This window comes from Saccharospirillum salsuginis (genome assembly GCF_014651855.1).
GTDB lineage: Bacteria > Pseudomonadota > Gammaproteobacteria > Pseudomonadales > Natronospirillaceae > Saccharospirillum > Saccharospirillum salsuginis.
The window spans coordinates 419,784-440,661 of sequence record NZ_BMXR01000003.1; the positions used below are offsets into that span (position 1 = coordinate 419,784).

Annotated in this window: 13 protein-coding genes and 1 riboswitch; of the genes, 2 read left to right on the forward strand and 11 right to left on the reverse strand. The window is 57.3% G+C overall.

Going from position 1 to position 20,878, the window contains the following annotated elements:
• Window positions 1-43 precede the first annotated feature (43 nt).
• From IE111_RS08120 to IE111_RS08145, 6 genes are all read right to left on the reverse strand, one after another.
• Window positions 44-1,495, reverse strand: a complete 1,452-nt coding sequence (locus IE111_RS08120; RefSeq protein ID WP_189608045.1) for an exosortase/archaeosortase family protein — start codon at window positions 1,493-1,495, stop codon at window positions 44-46.
• 233 nt (window positions 1,496-1,728) lie between these two features.
• Window positions 1,729-2,433, reverse strand: coding sequence for a DUF4114 domain-containing protein (locus IE111_RS08125; protein ID WP_189608046.1), 705 nt, complete (start codon window positions 2,431-2,433; stop codon window positions 1,729-1,731).
• 39 nt (window positions 2,434-2,472) lie between these two features.
• Window positions 2,473-2,547: riboswitch (cyclic di-GMP riboswitch) on the reverse strand.
• 186 nt (window positions 2,548-2,733) lie between these two features.
• Window positions 2,734-5,349, reverse strand: a complete 2,616-nt coding sequence (locus IE111_RS08130) for a tetratricopeptide repeat protein (RefSeq protein WP_189608047.1) — start codon at window positions 5,347-5,349, stop codon at window positions 2,734-2,736.
• A complete protein-coding gene (gene prsR / locus IE111_RS08135) occupies window positions 5,346-6,731 on the reverse strand; it encodes a PEP-CTERM-box response regulator transcription factor (protein ID WP_189608048.1) in 1,386 nt (461 codons plus the stop codon). Before prsR ends, IE111_RS08130 begins: the two co-directional genes overlap by 4 nt.
• The gene (gene prsK / locus IE111_RS08140) at window positions 6,704-8,782 is read right to left on the reverse strand and encodes an XrtA/PEP-CTERM system histidine kinase PrsK (protein ID WP_189608049.1); all 2,079 of its coding nucleotides are present in this window, start codon (window positions 8,780-8,782) and stop codon (window positions 6,704-6,706) included. Before prsK ends, prsR begins: the two co-directional genes overlap by 28 nt.
• A gap of 137 nt (window positions 8,783-8,919) precedes the next feature.
• Window positions 8,920-9,258 (reverse strand): fibronectin type III domain-containing protein, encoded by a 339-nt coding sequence (locus IE111_RS08145; RefSeq protein ID WP_189608050.1) that lies wholly within the window; start codon window positions 9,256-9,258, stop codon window positions 8,920-8,922.
• Between the two features lie 270 nt (window positions 9,259-9,528).
• Here IE111_RS08145 and glmU point away from each other — a divergent pair, with 270 nt between their 5' ends.
• Both glmU and glmS read left to right on the forward strand, forming a co-directional pair.
• Window positions 9,529-10,890 (forward strand): bifunctional UDP-N-acetylglucosamine diphosphorylase/glucosamine-1-phosphate N-acetyltransferase GlmU, encoded by a 1,362-nt coding sequence (glmU, locus tag IE111_RS08150; protein ID WP_189608051.1) that lies wholly within the window; start codon window positions 9,529-9,531, stop codon window positions 10,888-10,890.
• Between the two features lie 78 nt (window positions 10,891-10,968).
• The gene (gene glmS, locus IE111_RS08155; RefSeq protein WP_189608052.1) at window positions 10,969-12,798 is read left to right on the forward strand and encodes a glutamine--fructose-6-phosphate transaminase (isomerizing); all 1,830 of its coding nucleotides are present in this window, start codon (window positions 10,969-10,971) and stop codon (window positions 12,796-12,798) included.
• 124 nt (window positions 12,799-12,922) lie between these two features.
• Here glmS and IE111_RS08160 read toward each other — a convergent pair whose 3' ends face one another.
• The 5 genes from IE111_RS08160 to recB all read right to left on the reverse strand — a co-directional run bounded on the left by IE111_RS08160 (window position 12,923) and on the right by recB (window position 20,788).
• The gene (locus tag IE111_RS08160) at window positions 12,923-13,321 is read right to left on the reverse strand and encodes an acyl-CoA thioesterase (protein ID WP_189608053.1); all 399 of its coding nucleotides are present in this window, start codon (window positions 13,319-13,321) and stop codon (window positions 12,923-12,925) included.
• Window positions 13,318-14,343 carry a histone deacetylase family protein gene (locus IE111_RS08165; RefSeq protein ID WP_189608054.1) on the reverse strand — a complete coding sequence of 342 codons (1,026 nt, stop codon included), beginning with the start codon at window positions 14,341-14,343 and terminating at the stop codon, window positions 13,318-13,320. Before IE111_RS08165 ends, IE111_RS08160 begins: the two co-directional genes overlap by 4 nt.
• Window positions 14,344-14,441: 98 nt before the next feature.
• Window positions 14,442-15,350, reverse strand: a complete 909-nt coding sequence (locus IE111_RS08170) for a glycosyltransferase family A protein (protein ID WP_189608055.1) — start codon at window positions 15,348-15,350, stop codon at window positions 14,442-14,444.
• Between the two features lie 207 nt (window positions 15,351-15,557).
• Entirely contained in the window at window positions 15,558-17,351 is a 1,794-nt protein-coding gene (gene recD, locus IE111_RS08175; RefSeq protein WP_189608056.1) for an exodeoxyribonuclease V subunit alpha, read from the reverse strand.
• Window positions 17,348-20,788: an exodeoxyribonuclease V subunit beta gene (gene recB, locus IE111_RS08180; protein WP_189608057.1), complete on the reverse strand. Its 3,441-nt coding sequence runs from the start codon at window positions 20,786-20,788 to the stop codon at window positions 17,348-17,350. Before recB ends, recD begins: the two co-directional genes overlap by 4 nt.
• Between the last annotated feature and the right edge of the window lie 90 nt (window positions 20,789-20,878).

Below are 20,878 nucleotides of genomic sequence, written 5' to 3' on the forward strand. Positions count from 1 at the left end.
CCCTGGTGTATTCGCTGGATGACGGGCATAGGTATTGCGCACTTCATGGCGCTCTTGTTTCCAGTCTCAGGTTGGCCAGGACATCGGACAGTCGGTCCATTTCAGACTGGCAGGAAAGCGAATGGCATGAAGTCTGTAATGTCACTAATGCGAAACGATTGTCATTCAAGAATGTGCCGGGGATTTGCAGCAATTTCGCAACACGGTAGCTGTCAGTTGAGAATCGGCTGACTTTGTACCGTTGGGCCACGGCGACCTGTTTTTGGTTGATGACATTCCGGTACAGTCTAATATCTCCGTTTTGCGACTTGGGAGCCGACATTTGCTGCCAAAGGTCGGAATCCACCGAATTCCCTATATAAGGCACAAGCTTTTTATCGCTGTGATCCCGTTGGTACTGTGCCAGGTTGAGCCAAATGTCGTGATCCGGAATGTGGTATTGCTCCGATTGCAGTATATCCGGGATGTTAATGGGCAAGGGTGGCCGGCCATGGCTGTTGGTGCGGAACTGCTCATTGACTACAATCCAGGCTGGTTGTTTGTCGACACTGCCTTGGGCGAACGCCAGCAGGGCGGGGCCTACAAGGACCGCGATCAGGATCGAGCTCCAGCCTGTCTTGTTGGTCCGATATATCGATTGTGCCGTCGATGGTTCGCGTCGTTTTACCGGTGCCAGATACAGCGCAGGCAAAGCGAATACTGCATAGATTAACCAACCATAGGTTTCGTGTTCTTGCATCAAGCTGCTCTGCATTTCGCTTTGATAGCCTATTATGACCAAGCCGGTGATGCGTACCCAGTTCGAGAGAATGCCCAGTGCCCCGGCCAAAGCAATGGCCGTCAGCCAGCCGCGCCAGCGGTAGTCGTTCAACAAGGCGATAGTGGCAGCCAATAGGATGGATATCGCGAAATATCGGATTCCGGAACAGCCATCGGCAATCAAGAGCCGGCCGTAGGGGAGGGTGATGCTGCTTCCCTCGATCAAGGCGGTCATACCCATCCAGCCCACGATCTTACCCACAGCCAGACTCGCCAGGGAGACCAGCGGTGCAATTAGGTCTCCCCAAAAGGGTAGCGACAGGGACAGAACCAGCAGGTGCGGAACAAGACGAATTGCAGCGTGGAAGCCCAGCATCACCCAGGTGACGGTGGCAATGCCGAAGGGCAGCATCAGGTAGGACAATGTGTCGATGTTGACCAGTTCCAGTACGACCCAACTCAGCGTAGCGGTGATCAGGAAAAGACTGCCCAGAATGGGCCAATTGGACTTCTGGACCCGGAAGTAGGGTTCGGGCTTGCTCTCCCGGGGCGGGTGTACGATTAACAGGCCCAGATAAAGAAGAAAGGTGGGTAGTCCGTGGGCCAGGACCTGATCAAACCTCAACCAGAGTTCGAACAGACGCAACCAAGTGGGTGCGAAAAGCACCACCGCCAAAAGGGTCGAGAGCAGAAAGGGCCAGGAACGCGGCAGATTATGCAGTGAAGTCCTTAACATTCGGTATCGTCCTAGAACAGCTGATTCATAATGCGAAAGCTTGCCTCTGGACGATAGAGTAGCGTGTTAAAGCGTTGCGGTCAGCCACTTGGCTGGAAAACGGAGTTATCTTTACTCACCCCAAGGGGCGACACAAATTCGTTCCCGCGCTCCGCGGGACGAGTACATCCGTGTACAAAAAAGCCAGCTCGGCGGCTGGCTTTTATTTACCTGTCAGGACAGATTTGCAAGGGTCAGGCTTTCTGGCGATGACGCGCCACACCCAGACCGAACAGGCCCATGGCCAGCAAGGCGAGAGTACCTGGCTCAGGTACGGCGATTACGTCATGCAGACCGACCACCATATCGGTGAAGTCTTCATCACCACCATTCCAGATGTCTTCCCAAGCCAGGACCAGATCCCATGCATTGGTCGAACCGCCTTGGCCCTTGGTCTCGTAGACGCCCAAATGGTCGTATCCGTCACCGTTAAGGGCGGTGTGCGAGTAGTAAGTGTGACCGGTATTGGTCACATCCAGGTAGAAACCGAATTTCTTACCGCTTATGCCGGCTTGGTCGTCACCGATGGACAGACCGGCTGTGCCATCGTTGTCAATGAAGGCAATATCGTTCAACAGGTCGAAATTGACGGTTTGGATGGCGCCGGTTTCATCAGCGGCATCGAACACCTGAAGTGTGTCGCCGAGTACGATGTTGCCCATGGCATCGGTCGAGTACGAATAGATGCCCATATTGCTTTCGTAAGCGGCCTGTTCCAGGGTGATCATCGCGAAGAAGTCATCCTCGTAACCATCGGTATCGGTCACGCTGAAGCTTTCCGCAGCGCTGCCGCCCAGGCTCGGTGCGCCGGAGTAAATATTGTCCAGAGTCGGTACGGCATGTGCCGCAGCACTGAGTACCATGGCCCCACTCAGAATCAATACCTTCTTAAGGTCCATTTTAAAATCTCCAAAGGTTGGGGAAAGATATCAAATCCACAGTGCAACCAGGCTGTCTCATAGAGACCCTTGGCTTTCCGTCCCACTCTCACGAGAGGTTTGGCGATGTGACGCAAGTCTCAGGATTTGCGCCTCCCAAGTGTGATGCGAATCACATGCCAACCTCTAGAATGCCCTTGTTTCTCAGGGTTTCAGTGGGAGATAGGTAGCTGGGTGTAAGAAATATCGACACCATTTCGATGTGGGTGGGCCTAATACAGGCCATACCTGCGTATGACCTGTAAAATTATCCAACAGTGGTCAAAGTGCTGCTTCCACCGTTTTCAGATGATTGGCGATATCGGCATTATCCGGCGCCAATTGGCTGGCTCGCCGTAGAATTTCCACGGCCTGGCGATTTTGTCCCGATAAATGCAGGATCCAGCCATGTGTATCGATAACTGCGGCGCTTGACGGTGCCAGGCGGGCGGCTTCACCGGACAAGTTCAACGCCTCTTCCGGTGACCTTTCCCGGATCAGCCAGGCCAGGTTATTCATGGCTGCGATGTGTGCGGGGTCACGGGCCAGGGCTTTACGATAGGAGGCCTCGGCCATGACTGCTTTGCCCTGGCTGAGCTGGATGTCCGCCAAGGCGACCCAGGGTCCCGCGGACTGGGGTTGGCGTTCGGCCCACTCCATGGCCAATTGCTCCGTGTTCTCCGCTCCGGTTCGATGCGCAAGACGGATCATTTCAGGCGCCAATTCGGGCTCGGGATCTTGTCGCCACTGCTCTTGCAGATACTGGAGCGCGGCCTCTTCTCCTTCGGTTTGTCGCAGAACAAGGGATTGAGTCAGCATGACCGGAGCGGTCTGGCCAAATTTGTTCTCGATGCTGTCCAGCAGTTGCTGGGCTTCGGCATGCTCACCCTCGGCGGTGACAATTCGAACCAGGAGCAGATTGAAGCCGAGATCGTTCGGCCGGAGACTGATCGCTTCAGCCACTTTGGCACGGGCCGTTGCCCACTCCTGTGCCCGGGCTGCCTGTTCCGCTTCAGCGGAAGCGAGTTGAGCATTGACTCGATCGAGCATGTCACTGTCGTTGCTGGAGTATTGGGCCAGGACAGCGCGCGCGGCGTCGAACCGGCCTTGTTGCACGCGGATTTGAGCGCCCAGAGCCGCCCCGGGCACGGCAAGTTCCGGCCGTTGGTCGCCGAGCTGAATCAACCATTCCGCCACCTGATCGGGATTGTGCTGGGTCGCGTAGAGACGACCGGCCATTTGCAGTGAATCAAATGAATCGGGTTCCAGTTCGGCTGCTCTCAGGTAGGCATTGATGGCGGCGTCGGTTTGCTGTTGCTCCTGGTAAATGGTGGCAAGCGCACGATGTGGTATTACCCAGTCCGGTTTGGCCGTTACCTGATCCTGAAGTCGACGGATGGCATTGTCGGTCTCACCCAGACGGAATTCCGTCAAGGCGGCCAGAACAGCGGCATTGGCGTCATCGTTGCGGGTTTCAATCAAGGTGTTTTTGACTTCTTTGGCTTCCGCTTTATGGCCCTGTTCCATCAGCAGGTGGACGTAATAGTTCGTGGTCGGCCAATCACCGGGCGCCTGCGAGAAGGCGGATCGCAGTTGTCCCAGTGCCTGCTCCACCTGGTCGTGTTGCACATAGTATTGTGCCAAAGCGAGCCTCAACCGGGTTCGGCTGTCATCAATTTGCAACGCCTTGTTCAAGCTCACAACACCCTCGCTGGCCTTGTTGGGCAGTGTCAACGCCAAAATGCCGTGCATGGCCAGCAGGTCGACATCCGTGGGTCTGGCCAGCAGTGATCGTTCAAGAGTCGCCAACGCCTGGTCACGTTTGCCTTTGTCGATCTGGGCCATGGTGGCCAGGCGGATGAACGGTACCGGAGAGGTTTCGGCGTCGATGTTATCGGCCAGGAGCGACTCTCCTTCTGCCAGTTCACCCTGCTGCAGTTTGACCGCGCCCAGCAACATGGCGATCAGGTCGTTGTCAGGGTTTTGCTGGATCAGATCTTCCAGGGTCAGTCGGGCCGTATCCAGATCACCCTGGCCGATGGCTTCCAGAGCGGCTTCGGTGTTCTGCCGCATATCATTGTTCGTATTGTCCGCCAGGATCTTGTTGTAGACCTGGGCCTGGGTGAGTTTGCCCTGCTCTGTGAGGGTTCTGGAGAGCAAACCCATGGTTTGACGTCGTATGGGCAGGAATATATCGGACTGCGGCATGGCGGATAACCCGTCTGAGAGCGCACTGGCCGCCGCATCCAGCTCGTTCAGTCGATAGTGAATAAGCCCCTGGAGATAAAGCAGTTCGGGGCGGTCGCCGTTTTGGGTCCGCCACTGTTCAAGCTGCTCAAGCGCTTCCAGATTATTGCCCTGATGGATCAATCCTTTCGCGAGCCCGGCGGTGGCCTCCGGGTTATCCGGCTGATCGTTCAAAAGAGAGCGGTATTGGTCGATAGCCGTCGCGGTATTCCCGGCTAGCCGTTCGATCTCGGCCTGCAGCCAAAGGTGTCTTGCTCGCTCCTCATTATTGCGGGGGGCGAAGTCGGTCAGGGTTTCACGCGCGGACAGGTGTTTGCCCTGAAGGACATAGGCTTCGGCCAGAGTCAGCCCGACATCGGAGGAATAGTCCTGTTGCCAGGGCTTCAACAAGTCGGACGCTCGCTCTCCGGCGCCGACTTCCAGATAGAGATTCGCCAGAGCCAAAGCGTGTTTGACGTTGGCGGCTTCCTTCTGTATCGCGTTGCGTACTTCCAGAAAGGCAGCGCGGTATTGTCCCTGATTGGCGTAGGTTTCACTGCGCTGGATGTGCTCGGTGGCTTCCGATTCAGTGGACTGAAGGTTACAACCGGAAGTCATTAGCAATGGAAGACAGGCGGCGCTGGCAATGAATAACCGGCAAAGAGTACTCATGTTCGATCCCTCGATATGGACGGGTTGTCTGGATTCAAGGCGTATTTTTTGATCATATCGTACAGAGTCGGTCGCGTAATTCCCAAATACTTCGCGGCCGCTGAAATGTTGTTATTGGTAATCGACAATGCTTGCATGACGGCCTTGCGTTCCGCGGTTTGACGGACATCCCTCAGGTTCAATCCAATATGGCTGTCTTCCTGCTGTTTCAGGCCCAGATCCGAACTGCGGATGTGTTTGCTGTCGGCCAGCACGATGGCGCGTTTGACCTTGTTCTCCATCTCGCGGACGTTTCCGGGCCAGTCGTAGGCTTCTATCGAGGCAATGGCTTCGTCGGTATATCCGGTAACGCCCGCATAGCGGTCCACAGCATACTTGGTCAGGAAATGCCGGGCCAGAACAGCCTTGTCTCCGGGCCGGTCTCGCAAGGGTGGAATGTCGATCACCATCTCGGCTATTCGATAGAAAAGGTCCTCGCGAAAGGTGCCCTCCCTGACCATCGATTCAAGGTTTTTATTGGTCGCACAGATGACCCGCACATCAACGGGAATGCCGCTGCGACCGCCAACTCGCTCGATGACCCTTTCCTGCAGGAAACGCAGCAGTTTCGACTGTAAAGGCATAGGCATATCGCCGATTTCGTCCAGGAACAGAGTCCCGCCATCGGCGACCTCGATGCGTCCGGGTCGGGTGCGGTCGGCTCCGGTGAAGGCGCCTTTCTCGTGGCCGAACAGCTCGCTTTCCATCAGGTTCTCCGGAATAGCGGCGCAATTGATGGCGGCGAATGATTCTCCCGAACGTTGGCTCAAGCTGTGCAATGCCTTGGCCAGAACCTCTTTGCCGGTGCCACTCTCGCCGATCAAGGTGCAGGTAACCTCGGAGGGCGCGATTTTCTCGACCAATCGACACACCGAGAGCATGTCCGGATGATTGGTGATGATGCCGCCGACCGTACCTTGGGCGCTGGATCGCATCTTGTTCTCGTATTCGAGTTCCGAGACATGAAAAGCCCGGTTGACGACATGATCGAGCTGGTCCGTATCGATCGGCTTGATGTAAAAATCGAATGCGCCCAGCTCAATAGAACGCAATGCATTGTTGTGATCATCCTTACCGGTCAGGACGATAATCTTGGCCTGGCCGGTAAGCGACAGGATATCCGACACGCAACGAAATCCTTCGCTGACACCTTCGGGGTCGGGAGGCAGGCCCAGATCCTGGATAATGACCATGGGTTCGTGCTGTCGTACCGCGGCCAATGCGGCCTCACGGTCACTGACACAGACGATTGTCGTGTCGAAATCGTCAAAATGCCACTTCAGTTGACTCTGCAACCCTTCGTCATCCTCGATGATCAGTATGACTCTGTCAGGCTTGTCCATTTGGTTGCTCCGTCCGTTCTGGGTTGACCCAGGTGAATGGTCATGGTGGTACCGACACCGGGCTGGCTTTCGACTTCCAGAGAGGCGCCCAGCTCTTCCAGGTAACTGCGTGTCAGATAGACGCCAATACCCATCCCCTGGCCTTCTTTGGTGGTTTCAAAGGGCTTGAACAGCTGTTGATCGATAAAGTCCTGTGTCATGCCCATTCCGGTATCGATGATCTGGATTGAAGTCAGGTTGTCCGTGTAGGTCTCGATGCGGACTTCGATCGATCCTTCGTTGTCGGTTGCATCCTGGGCGTTCTTGATCAGGTGTTTGAGGGCCAGTACAAAACGATCCCGGTCCGCTTTCAGGAAGTAGTCGGTACCGAAAAACAGCAGTTGGGGTGTGGGCTTACCGCTGGCACACGCTGAAATGCTGGCTCGAACCGCTTCCAGAATCGAGAATTCCGATATGACATCGCGATGGGTTCGACTGAACTTCTGCATCAATTGATTCAGACGGTCAACCGAATGACTGACGGTGCGGATCATATCGTCGACAAAGGCGGGATTCTGTTTGTGTCGCTCCGAATTCTTCACCACAAGTCCAAGCTGCGCAATCAGATTGTTCATATCGTGCATAATGAAAGCCGATAACTTGTGGTAGGTGTCCAGTTGCCGGGATTCGGACAACATGGCTTCCTGAGTGTAGATCAGGATGTGATTGGCCAATTGGCGGCCCATGGTTTTCAGGATATCGAGATCTTCCCAGGTCGGGTCGCTGTCGAACGTGGTTCTTTCCAGGATGACGAAGCCCACCAAATGCTGCTGGGTGATCAACGGAACGAGCAGTTGGATGTCGGGGTCATTCACAATCCAGTCCGGCAGTTGATCGTTGTAATGGGTCAGGGGGCCGTCATGTGCCTTGGGTGCGAATACCCACTGCTTGTCCGCCATGGTGCCGATAAAGGCATCGCCAACGCCTACGGTCGCTGCCTGGGCGTCCGGTCGGTTGCTGCGATCGTGAACACGCCGGTAATACGGTCCCCGGCGTACCCATACCGACCCTCCACTGGCATGAAAGGCGGCGGCCACGACCGAGTAAACCGTGGCGTATACCTCCCTGTCGGTGGCCGCTTTGGCCAACGCCTGGTTTACGTTCAGCCATTCACGCCGGTAGTCGTACTTGTGGCGGAAAAAGTGCTTGCTGATCCAGACCTGGATGGACTGGCGTATCCGGTTGGACAAAAACAAGGCCGACAATGCCGCCAGTGCGAAAAAGAACATCAGCGTGAATAGATATATACCCCATTCACCGCCGAGTGTACGAACATAGTAACTGCCCAAAGCCAGCAGCAAAACCCCGCAGGAAGTCAACAACAGGGAGGTTGAATAGAACACCATTGGTCGGGACAAACCGAGACTGGCCGGTTCCTCGTCGTTATCCCGGAACAGCAGGCCGGCGCTGATGATCAGGAACGAAGCGGCCATCAGCAAGGCTGCCCGGGCTTGCCAGAGCAGAAGATCCAGAGACCGGCTGATCATGCCCTGAGAGTACAAATAAACGTCGAACAGAAACACCAGTGCCAGGCTTAGACCGATCAGTCGAATGAAGCGGCCACCATTGGCATTGCGCACCAGTTGTTCCAGGCACACCAAACAGAGTATGGACAGCAGCAACAGCTCAAAGGCGATGGAGGTTGCCCCGTAGTATTGCCCGGTGGCGATGTCCAGCAAGCTGGTGAGCCAGACGGCAAGGCCGAGACCGATCAGCAGTTTCAATCGGGGTGGCCAGGGTTCCTGGCGAAATTGCTTTAATGTAAAGCCGAAAGCGACGAGCCATGCCGTCAATTGGGTACTTTCAAGGGAGAGAAGGAGTTTTTCGGAAACGCTGTTGTAGAGCAGAGAGGCGGTCAATACGCCCAGCCAAAGGGTCTGAACCAGGGCGGCCAGGCTGAGCGGCAGCTTCCAGCGTTCCTGCAGCCCGGCCCGCAACAGGAAGACAGTCAATAAACAGGATAGGGAGAAGGCGCTGAGGTAGGCGATGATGGTAACGGCGCTGAATCCCATAGCACGAAGTCCCTGAGCCGAGGTTCCATTTCTGACGAGGTCAGTATAGCCGAATAACTGTCGGTTTGTAATACACTTTTATCTATCGAGAAGGTGCCAATTGTATGGCACCGAAGAGGAATTATATCAGGAGTAATTTATTGAGCAGTGACAAAATCGCTGTAGATGCCGTTGTTGTCCACGACAGCAATTCTAACGGTAACGTCTTTGGGATTCTTTACTTCCTCGATGTGATATGACGTGACGCTATAGCCATCAACGAAGATAGTTTCATATTCAGTCTTTTCACCCTGCCAAAGTCGAACTTCATAGCCTTTAATGTCGGTCAGTTCCAGGGGGGAGCCATCTGACCGTTCCAGGGGTTGCGACCAGTACAGAGAAACACTTCCCGTTCGATTCATATCAGTCAACGCGGCATCGCAGGCGGTCAAGCCGGCAATACAAAGGACAACGAACAGTTTGAGCAGTCTAGACATCTAATTGCATTCCCTGAACAGCGTTGATGGGAGTGGGAGGGGCCGCAGAAGCTTGTGGGTCTCCGAATTAACGCGGAACCCTAATGTTAATTAATGTAAGACTCAAGGAATCGGATCACAAAATTTGTCGAACACTGCCCGGTTAATCCCATAAACACGACATAAACCGGGGTTTTCAGGCTTTTGTCATTCAAATCCTGACTAGTAAACCCTTGTCGCCCCCATTGGCAGGACTACAATGCCCCGATACATCAACAGTTGGAGCACTCAATGGATGTCAGCGTAGTGGTACTTGCTGCCGGCAAGGGATCCCGTATGAAGTCCTCAATGCCAAAGGTTTTGCATCCTCTGGCCGGCAAGCCCCTCGCACAGCATGTCGTCGATACGGCTCGTCAATTTGCCACGGACATTTCTCTGGTGATAGGCCACGGAGCTGAGCAGGTCCGCGCCCAATTCAAGGACCAGCCTGTCCGGATGGTATTGCAGGAAGAGCAATTGGGGACCGGGCACGCCGTCGCCCAGGCGCTGTCGGAACTGCCGACAGCGGGCGTGGTGCTGGTGCTGTATGGCGATGTTCCCCTGATTCGGGCGGAGACCCTGGCCCGCCTGACGGCCCAGGTCAGCGACCGGAGTATGTCTTTGTTAACGGTCAACCTGGACGATCCGTCCGGATATGGTCGTATTCTGCGCAATGGCGATGGCCTGGTACAGGCCATTGTCGAAGAAAAGGACACCAACGAAGCCCAAAAAGCCATCCGGGAAGTGAATAGCGGGATTCTCGCGGTTCCAGCCTGGATGCTGCATGACTGGTTGCCCCGCCTCGGAAACGACAACTCCCAGGGCGAATATTACCTGACCGACCTCATTGCCATGGCCGTGGCCGAAGGCATCATGGTCGAAACCACACAACCGGCGATGCTCGAAGAGACGCTGGGGGTGAACAACCGTATTCAATTGGCCCAACTGGAGCGTTACTACCAGCGCATGCAGGCGGAGCATCTGATGTTGAGTGGCGCTACCCTGAGAGATCCGGACCGGGTCGATATCCGGGGCGAGGTCACTGTGGGTTCGGATTGCGAGATCGATATTAATGTGGTGTTCGAAGGCTGGGTCGAGTTGGGTCGCAACGTGTCCATCGGTCCGAACGTCGTGCTGCGCAATGTCCGTATTGGCGAGGGCGCCCGAGTCGAGTCCCATACGGTCATCGAGGATTCCGAACTCGGAGCGGGTGTCATCGTGGGTCCGTTTGCCCGACTGCGTCCAGGTAACCACTTGTCTGAACGGGCAAAGATCGGCAATTTCGTCGAATTGAAGAAAGCCCGCATTGGTCCGGGCTCCAAGATCAATCATCTCAGCTATATTGGGGATGCGGAGTTGGGCGAGGCGAGCAATGTCGGCGCCGGCACCATCGTGTGTAATTATGACGGGGTCAACAAACACCTGACTCAAATCGGCAGTGGCGTGTTCATTGGTTCCAACAGCACCCTGGTCGCACCGGTCACCATCGAGGATGGGGCCTTCATTGGCGCCGGTACGGTACTGACCAAGACCGCTCCGGCGGAAAAACTGACGCTGGGCCGATCGCGCCAGGTCACCATAGAGAATTGGAAGCGTCCTGAAAAGGCCGATTGATTCGGTCCCGGACAGTCGTATAAACCGCAGGCCTGACCGGTATCGCCGTTCAGGAGGGAACCTTAAAGGAGAAGCATTATGTGTGGAATTGTCGGAGCCGTCGCCCAGCGGGACGTCGCGGAAATTCTGGTAGAAGGCCTGAGACGGCTCGAATACCGGGGCTATGATTCGGCCGGCGTGGCCATCATTGATGGTGACCGTCTGAATCGGGTCCGTCGGGTCGGTAAGGTCTCGGAGCTGGCGCAGGCTCTGGAGCAAGAGCCTATGGCCGGGGGTACGGGGATCGCCCATACCCGCTGGGCCACTCATGGTCAGCCGAACGAGGTCAACGCGCACCCGCATGTGTCCGGTGAAAACATCGCCGTGGTCCACAATGGCATCATCGAAAACCACGGAGCATTGCGCACTCAACTGCAGGAAGCGGGTTTTGAATTTGTCTCCGAGACCGATACCGAGGTCATCGCTCACCTGATCGAGTTCGAACTGCGCACGGCCGATTCATTGCTGCAGGCGGTCCAACGCGCTCGTAAACAATTGGTGGGCGCTTACGGTACCGTCGTCATCGATCGGCGCGATCCTTCACGAATTGTAGTGGCCCGCTCGGGCTCCCCCCTGGTGGTCGGTCTTGGCATTGGTGAGAACTTTGTGGCGTCCGACCAACTGGCGTTGTTGCCCGTGACCCGCCAGTTCGTGTTCCTGGAAGAGGGGGATGTGGCGGAAATCACCCGGCGCGATGTGACCGTTGTCGATGTCAACGATCAACCGGTCGAGCGCGAACCCCAGCAGAGCGATGTTCAGCATGATGCTGGCGACAAGGGTCCTTACAAGCACTTTATGCTGAAGGAGATTTTCGAGCAGCCCACAGCCATTACCAACACGCTGGAAGGGCGAATCACCGAAACCGGTGTGGTTACCGAGGCTTTTGGAGCGGGAGCCAACGATCTGATGAGCGGCATCGACTATGTCCAGATCATCGCTTGTGGTACGTCTTATCACGCCGGTATGGTGGCTCGATATTGGTTTGAACAAATCGCCGGAGTGCCCTGTCAGGTCGAGATCGCCTCCGAGTTCCGGTATCGCCGGTCTGTGGTGCCCCCGAATGCACTGTTTGTGACCATTTCCCAATCCGGCGAAACCGCCGATACCCTGGCCGCTCTGAGGCAGGCCAAAGAGCTGGGCTATAAAGCCAGTTTGACCCTGTGTAATGTGCCGGGTTCTTCCCTGGTCCGGGAAAGTGATCTGGCCTATATGATGCGTGCGGGGGCCGAAATCGGCGTGGCCTCAACCAAGGCGTTCACTGTGCAATTGGTGGGGCTAATGCTGTTGGTATTGAGTCTGGCCCGTCACAAAGGCGTCGATGACGCGACCATCGCTCGGATCGTGACCGGCCTGCGTGCCATGCCGGGCGACATTCAGAACGCTCTGGAGCAGAACGACACCATCGCCGAGTTGGCCAAGGATTTCGCTGATAAGCACCATGCCCTGTTTCTGGGGCGTGGCAGCCAGTACCCGATTGCCATGGAAGGGGCGTTAAAACTCAAAGAGATCAGCTATATCCATGCCGAGGCCTATGCGGCCGGTGAGTTGAAGCACGGTCCTCTGGCACTGATCGATGAAGAGATGCCGGTCATCGTGGTGGCGCCGAACAACGAACTGTTGGAGAAACTGCGTTCGAACATGGAAGAGGTGCGTGCCCGTGGTGGCCAACTCTACGTATTCGCCGATCGAGCGGCCAAGTTCAATAACGGCGAAGGCACGAAACTGATCGAGCTTGAGCACGTCGAAGACGAATTGGCGCCGATCCTCTATACACTGCCATTGCAGCTGTTGAGCTATCACGTAGCGATCATCAAAGGCACGGACGTTGACCAGCCGCGGAATCTGGCGAAGTCTGTCACCGTGGAATAGTTCTAGCTCCGGAATATACCGCGATTAATAAGCCGATGAAGGATTCTTCATCGGCTTTTTTTTGGGGATCATGGTTACGCATTGACCTCATTGAAGTTCAAATGAGATTCAGGGAACTGCGGCATCACGTGCAAAGCCGATTAACAAGGTCGGGCATGGCTGCGGGTCGGCCCTTGCGATTGAGGGAAGTCCCGGTGATGCGAGCGGCTACGCACAAGCGGTCATCCACTTTGCGGTGGATATTCTGTTCGAATACAAAGCGAATCCGGTCCCGCATGTGGACATTCAGACCCACATAGAAGTGGTCGCCGCTGGTCAATGGAAGTTTGTAGTCAATTTCCGCCCGTACCACCACCAGATGGATACCCTCTTCGGTCCATGCGGCGAAGTCGATCCCCTGATGCAGCAGAAATTCGTGCCGGGTGTGTTCCAGATAGTTCTGGTAAACTGCATTGTTGACGATGCCTTGCAGATCACATTCGTAATCCCGCACCTTGAACGATTCGGTGAATCGGTAGTTCACGCTTCGAAACCCTCCAGAACATTGACGGCATTGGTACCGATGGCGTCTACATCATACCCGCCTTCCATCGTGAACAAGGTAGGCAGGCCTAGTTGCCTCAAGCGTTCTCCCACCCGGAGGTAATCGGTTGATTTAAGTTTGAAGAAGGAGATCGGGTCTTCCTCGAAAGTGTCCACACCCAGTGCGATCACCAGTGCGTCAGGTCCGTACGCCCGGATCCGCTTGCAGGCTTCTTCCAGACCGATCTGCCATACGTCGAATGGGGTGCCGGGGGGATAAACCAGGTTCAGGTTGTAACCTTCTCCCTCGCCTTCCCCTTCTTCATCCGGAAACCCCAGAAAATGGGGAAAAGCCAGGTCCGGATTGCCGTGCAAGCTGACGGTCAGAACATCGGAACGACCGTAGAAGATGCTCTGGGTTCCGTTACCGTGATGGAAGTCGATATCCAGTACCGCAACCCGCCTGGCGCCTTGATCCAGAAAAGCCTGGGCGGCGATGGCCGCATTGTTCAGAAAACAGTAGCCACCGAACAAATCGGCATGGGCGTGATGTCCCGGGGGCCGGCACAGGGCAAACGCAGCCCGATCGCCGTCGCGAATCAGGGCTTGGGCGGTCAGTGCCACATCGGCCGCTGTGCGGGCGGCGTCCCAGGTGCCCTCGGTAATGGAGGACTCGGCGGAGAAACTGTAATAACCGATCCGACCGTCGATGTCCTGTGGAATCCGCGCCCGCATGCCTCGGCCCGGCCAGATGGCGGGAATGGCCTCGCCGGGCTTTCCGGCAGCGGTCCAGTCGGACCAGCAGTGTTCGAGGAAGTGGACATAATCGTCAGTATGCACAGCCAGTATCGGGTCCAGGCCATGGCTGTCCGGAGCCAGTACGGGTCCCAGTTCACGTTCCATGACCCTTGCGAGAATGGTTTCCGCGCGGGACGGCGATTCGTAGGGCTCAACGAGGATGCCGCCGTCCAGCTCCGTCTTGGCGGTTCGGCGGTGATGTAGGGGGGAAAAGACGGTCTTCATGATTTCAATCACCAATGAACAGGTCGCTCGTACTGTCTCATATTACTAAACAGTGGCTCAATAAAATGTCATTGGATCATGGAGGTTCATTCCCGAAATCAAGGTTGCCTGCCGCTGAATAAACGTCGAACGAAGTGGCGTAGCCAGGGCGTGTAGGTCCATCCGTGGCGTGAGGCAACGGTACATTTATAGTGATAGTACAATGAGCGTTGCATTTTCCCGTCTTTAAGGAAATGGTTCGCCAGGCGATTATAAGTACTGGACAGTCGTAGTTTTAGAATGTCGGTCTCTTTCTTGGGAAGAGACTGGCAACCGATAATAGATTTTAATAGCTCAGGCTCTTCAAGCTTGTATTCCAGGCTTTGGGATAATGATGCCGGCGTTTGATTGACAATAAACGTCTTGTGATCGAGAAAATGAATCCGGGCGTGTTTCGCCAGTTCGAAGGCGAGGCTGGTCCATTCGAAATAATCCTTGAGGTCCTTGAAATATTGTTCACCTATGGTGGATGTTCTGAACAAACCACCACAGGAAGCGAGCCAGTTTTCATTCACCAGGGCTGTTGCAGGGGAGGTGGTTCCCGATGGAAAAGATTTGAAGATTGATGTCAATAGATGGTTGTCAAGCTTACGAACAAATCCATTAGTGACAACGGCATCAAGCTCTGGATCATTTTTGAGAGGGAGCAATCGTAAAGATAAGGCATCTTGCGTGAATTCGTCATCATCGTCCAGAAAGGTGAAGAATTCGGTGTTCACGTGTTGGCGGCCGACAAAACGCGCTTGGGATACACTCGGAGTGTCTATCTCAAGCACTTTGAGATCGGGATCTGCTTTAAGCGATCGACTTAAGTCGGGATCGTACTGTTGGCCGTTGATTACGATGATTGGCTGTGCCCGTACATTGACTTGATGGCGCAGGATATCAAGCGAGTGCAACAGGCTGTCGGCCCGTTCCGCTTTAGCGAGAGTGGGAATGATGACGTTAACTGAATCTGGATTAGACATTCCTGGTCCTTGATGCCGTATACTTCCAAGAAGAATACGGGCTTTGAGTCGTACATCCGTTATTGAAGGACTTCGTCTTTACGGTCGACAGTGACGAAGCGGTAGACTACATGAACGGGCACCTGAAGTTCAATTGTCGAGAATTTAAGATGATAGTCCAGTCCAGCGATATAGCCAGGTCCGAGCATCGGAATTGGGATGTGACTCTCAGTTCCGCTGGTCTCCGACGAGCCTTTTTTGAAGCCCGGAAAACCGCTCAACTCGCCGCTTGACACCATCGCGCCACACAGGCTCCGACCCGGCAATAGCAAGGGACTGCCTGGCCCGCGTCAACCCGGTATAGATCAACTCCCGACTCAACATCGCCATCGGCGTCTCGGGCAGAATAATGGCGACTCGTTCGAACTCCGAGCCCTGGGTCTTGTGAATCGTCATGGCGTAGACGGTTTCGAACCGGGGTAGACGCCCGGGGGCGACCGGGCGGTGCTCCTCGCCGGTCTGGAACCAGGCCAGTAACTGGCCTTCGTCGTCCGGCCAGATCAGGCCGATGTCGCCGTTGTAGAGCCCGACGCCGTAGTGGTTCTCGGTAATCATGATCGGTTGCCCTTTGAAAAAGGGCGCCCGGCCGGGATTGAGCATCTTCAGAATGCGTTCGTTCAGGGCTTCGACACCCAGGGGGCCTACCCGGGTGGGGCACAACAGCCGGAATTGGAAGAGGGCGTCGAAGGCGGCGGCTCTGTCGAGGCTGTGGGCAATGGGGCGGTACCAGTCCTCGACCCAGCGGGAGATGCGGTTTTGAATGCGCTCCGTAGGGACCCACTCCAGGTCATTATGGCCGGCGATCAGGGTATTCAGGCTGCCGTCCGCATCGCCTTCGATGACCTGTCGGGCGAGCCGGCCGATTCCGCCTTCGCCGTCGAAGCGACGGCTGTGATAGAGGTAACTCAGATAATCGGCCGGGCCCGGATTCTTTCCGGAGGCATCGACAGTGAAGCCGAATTGTTTCAGTGCCTTGGTCCGGGTCGGACTGTAGCCCGGATGCGGTCGCTCGGCGAGATCCGCGAGGACGCTGCCGGCGGCGACCGAGGGCAACTGGTCGGCATCGCCGAGCAGAATCACCCGGCAATGCGCGGGCAACGTCCGGAACAGTCGGGCCATCAAGGGTAGATCGACCATGGAGACTTCGTCCATCAGCAAAATGTCGATGTCGAGCGGGTTGCGCGCATCGTGGCGGAACCCGGGCTGGTTCGGGATGACACCCAGCAAACGGTGCAGGGTGGTCGCTTCATCGGGGATGGCGTCCAGCGTGACCAGATCGACCCGACCACCGAGATCCGACTTGGCGGCCCGGATCGATTCACCCAAACGCTGTGCGGCTTTGCCAGTGGGGGCCGCCATGCGAATCGTGGGGGCGTCGGGCAACGTCATGGCCAGCAGGGCCAACACGCGGGTGACGGTGTAAGTCTTGCCCGTGCCGGGTCCGCCGGCGATGATGCTGAAGCGGTTGAACAGCGCATTGGCGGCGGCCACGGCCTGCCAGTCGGTGTGATTTCCGCCAAGATCGAACAGGGTGGCAAGGGCTTCACGGGCGGCTTTGAGGTTCGGTTGCGTCGGAGCGTCCAGGCGCAGGCGCAAACCCTCGGCGAGATCGCATTCAAACCGCCAGTACCGGCGCAAATAGAGCCGTTGGTGTTCGTAGACTACCGGCGCGTCCTCATCCGGGCCGATGGGGAGCGAGCTGAGCCGGGCATGCCAGTCATCGAGTGCGGGAAAGCGGTAGCCCGAATCCGGCTGGTCATCAACGGCCCATTCGGTCCGCCCGGCCCAGGCACTGAGCAGCAGGCAGCTGTGCCCTTGCCTGAGCGCGTGACTGACCCCGACCAGACTGTAGAACAACCAGTCCTCGTCACAATGCAACCAGGCACAGAGTCGTTCGGCGAGGAAGAGATCGACTTCGGCAACGTCTTCCAGCGTTTGGCGCAAGCTCAACAGGTCCCTCATGACACCGTCTCCGTCTGGCCGTCGAAGAGTCGATCAAGCGCGTTCAGGGCATCCAGATCCATCGGCCGGTGATAGATTCCGGTGGAATGCCCTGGTGCCATACCGCGCAGATACAGATAGTGCACGCCGCCCAGATGCCGTTCCGGGTCGTAGTCCGGGAGTCGTACCCGTAGGAAGCGGTGCAGCGCCAGCCCGTAAATCAGATACTGCAGGTCGTAATAGCTGCCACGAACGCTCTCGGTCAGGGCTGCGTCGTGATAGCGGTTCAGGGCATCGCCCAGGTGGGTCGATTTGTAATCCACCAGGTAATAGCGGCCCTGCCAGTGATAAATCAGGTCGATGTAGCCGTGCATCATGCCTTTCAGACGGCGCAGATCCGGCAGGAAGACCGGTTCACCCTCGCGATGACGCCGCAGGGTGTCGGCCAGCGAGCGCATGGCGGAGCCGTTGGCATCGGGATCCCGCATCGGGAAGTAGAATTCGGATTCACGCAGTGTCTGGTTCAACTCGAGATCGGCCAGACAGGCGCCACTGGGTAATTCCGTCGCCAGAATATCGTGCAGCCAGGCGGTCAGTTGGGTATCGGCCTGGTCGAGGTGACCGAGCAGGTTGTCGTAGCGGTAGTGAGCGGCGGTCAACGCGGATTCGAAATCCGGATGGGCGAAATCCAGCCCTTCCAGCAGATCGTGCAGCAGGTTCCCGGCTTCGGCGCCCCGCGCCAGGCTGAAACGGAGAGGCAGTTTGTCCTTGGGCGTCGGTGCCGAATCGGGTTCGTCCTGATCACGGTCGGGGTTGGACAGCCCGCCGTGACGGGCATTGCGCGTCAGTGCGGAGAAGGAACTGAGCCACCAGTCCCGTTCGATGCGGCCGGTGAAACGGGCGATTTCGGGTTCGGGGCGATCCGACAGGGATACATCCGGTTCGCTGGTTTCGGACTCGTTTTCCAGGGACAGCCGATCGGCCGTTCCCTCGTCCACCTGGGATTGAACGCACTCGCTCAATGCCTCGAACGAATCGACCTTCAGGCAGCGGGCCAGGGGTGAGCGATTCACCTTGTCGAACGCCGCCGCCAGAATGTAGAGACGCTGCTCGGCGCGGGTGGCCGCGACATACAGCAGGCGGATGTCCTCGGCGGCCTGTTCTTCCTCCCACCACTGGATTTCCTCATCGCTCGGATTCAGCGCCAGGCGCGCGCTGAAATCGGTGCGGTCGTGGTAGCGCACCAGCATCGGCGTCTGGCGTGGCGAGCGCCCGTAGCTGACGAATGGTAGGAAGACAATGGGGTATTCCAGGCCTTTGGCGCCGTGCTGGGTCACCACCTGGATCAGGTCGGCATCGCTTTCCAGCCGCAATTGCGCCTCTGCGGCCAGGGCGTCGTCCTGCCGGGCCTGATCGAACCAGTGCAACAGGGACCAGGGCTGGCGATGGTGCTGGCTGGCCTGTTGCAGCAATTCCAGCAGGTGCAGGCTGTTGGTCAGCGTGCGTTCGTGGCGGTCCGGGCGCGGATGGACGTGTCGTTGGAACAGGGCGAGGGCCATGCTCATCAAACCCTGGTTCAACCAGCGTTCGCGCAAGTCGGTCACTTCCGCCTGCAACCGCGCCCAGGCGTGTTCATCCTGCTGCAGTTGGAACAGCTGCGTGGTGTCCAGTCCGAACCAGGGGGTCGCCAGGGCCGCGACCAGGGTGCGATCGTTTTCCAGATCGAGAATGCCCTGCAGCGCCAGCGACAGACTGGCCGCCTCGGGGCTTTGCAGCACATTGTCGCGCGCGCTCAGGTAAACCGAGGCGAGCCCGTACTGTTGCAGGGTCTGCTGCAGAATGCCGGCTTCGTTCCGGTCCCGAACCAGCACGGCGATATCACCTGGGCGCACCGGCCGGTCCTCCCAGCGGGCTTCAAGCAGCAAACGGCGAATTTCGCGAGCGGACCAGTCGGCGAGGTCCGCCATCGTCGCCTTGGAGAAGCCTTTCGATTGGTCGTCGGGCTTGGGCAGCAGCCCCCACTGCAAGGCGCCCCGTTTAACGGGATCGTTTAAACCCGCCAGTGTCGGCTTGCCGGCTTCGACCGGTGTGTAGCCGATACCAAAACCGAACACCTCGGTGGATTCCGTGGGGGCTTCATCTTTCTTGAGCACCGGCAGGGGATGGCCATAGAACAACCGGTTGTAACCCTGGATGACGTCGGGATGCGAGCGAAAGTTCTTACCCATAACCCAGTGACCGTCGGCGTCGTGACGGGCCTTGAGATAGGCGAAGACGTCCCCGCCCCGAAACCCGTAAATGGCCTGTTTCGGGTCGCCGATCATGCACAGCAGCGGTTGCCGGCCCGGGCCGGGCCGGTAAATGGCGTCGAGAATGGCGTACTGGTCCGGGTCGGTATCCTGGAACTCGTCCACCAGCGCCGCCGGAAACTGATGAGCCAGGATCTCGCCGAGCCGGTCGCCACCGGGCGCCTGCAGGCGCTCGCGCAGCAGCACGATCAGGTCGTTGAAATCCAGTTGATCGAGCCGGTCCTTGTCCTGCGCCAGATGCCGGCGTGCGTACTGGACACCGGCCCAGGCCAGTCGGGCCTTGGTTTCGGACGCCAGATCGCGCAGCGTGTTGACCAATTGCCACAGCACCGGCAGTTCAGCTTTCTTTTTGGCCGTACTGAACGCCTGCTTGATGAAGTCGCCCGTGAACAGGTCGGGGATCTGACCGGGCCAGGGTTGCCCGGCGAGGTTGGTCAGCGTCTGCGCATGGTCCTGCCAGATAGCCTGGTTCGCACCCTTGCGCGACTTGATGTTCAGTGTGTAGAAGGCTTCCGACTCGTCCGGCCAGGCGGCACGGAAGGCCTCCCAGGCTGGCTGCGGATCGGTCACCTCGGGCTCCGGCAGCGGGTCGCTGGCGGCGATCAACCGGTCCCAGTCCTGCGCGAACTGCTCGGGCGTCGGCCAGTATCGATAGAGCTCCGCGAATTGGTCGGAACCGGCTTCCTGACGATACCAATCCCGCAACGCCTCCAGAATGAGCGCCCGGCTGTCGGTTTCCATCTCGGCCGAAAAACTGATGCCGCTGGCAAAGGCCTGCTGGGTGAGTACGCGTTTGCAGAAACCGTGGATGGTGTAGACGGCCGCCTCGTCCAGATGCAGCAAGGCCTGGTTGAGTCGGGCTCGGGCCTTGTCCGGCCTCACCCGCTCGCGCAGTTCATGGAAAAACGGTTCATTGAGCGTTTCCCACTCATCGTGCGCCTGGCGGAGCAACGCACCCAACCGGCCGCGCAGTTCCTGGGTGGCCGCCTTGGTGAAGGTCATCACCAGGATTTGGTCGGCGGTCAGATCCCGTTCCAGCAATAGCCGGATGTACAGCCGGGTGATGTTGTATGTCTTGCCCGTGCCGGCGCTGGCTTCGATCAGTTGGCGGCCGGTGAGGGGCAGGGAAGCGGCGTCGAGTTGGGGCATGGGCCGTGGGAGTACCGGAATCAATGGCGATACCGGCATTCTGACAAGGTGCTTCGGGGCTGGCAAATGCCCGCGCTCGGATTACGCGGA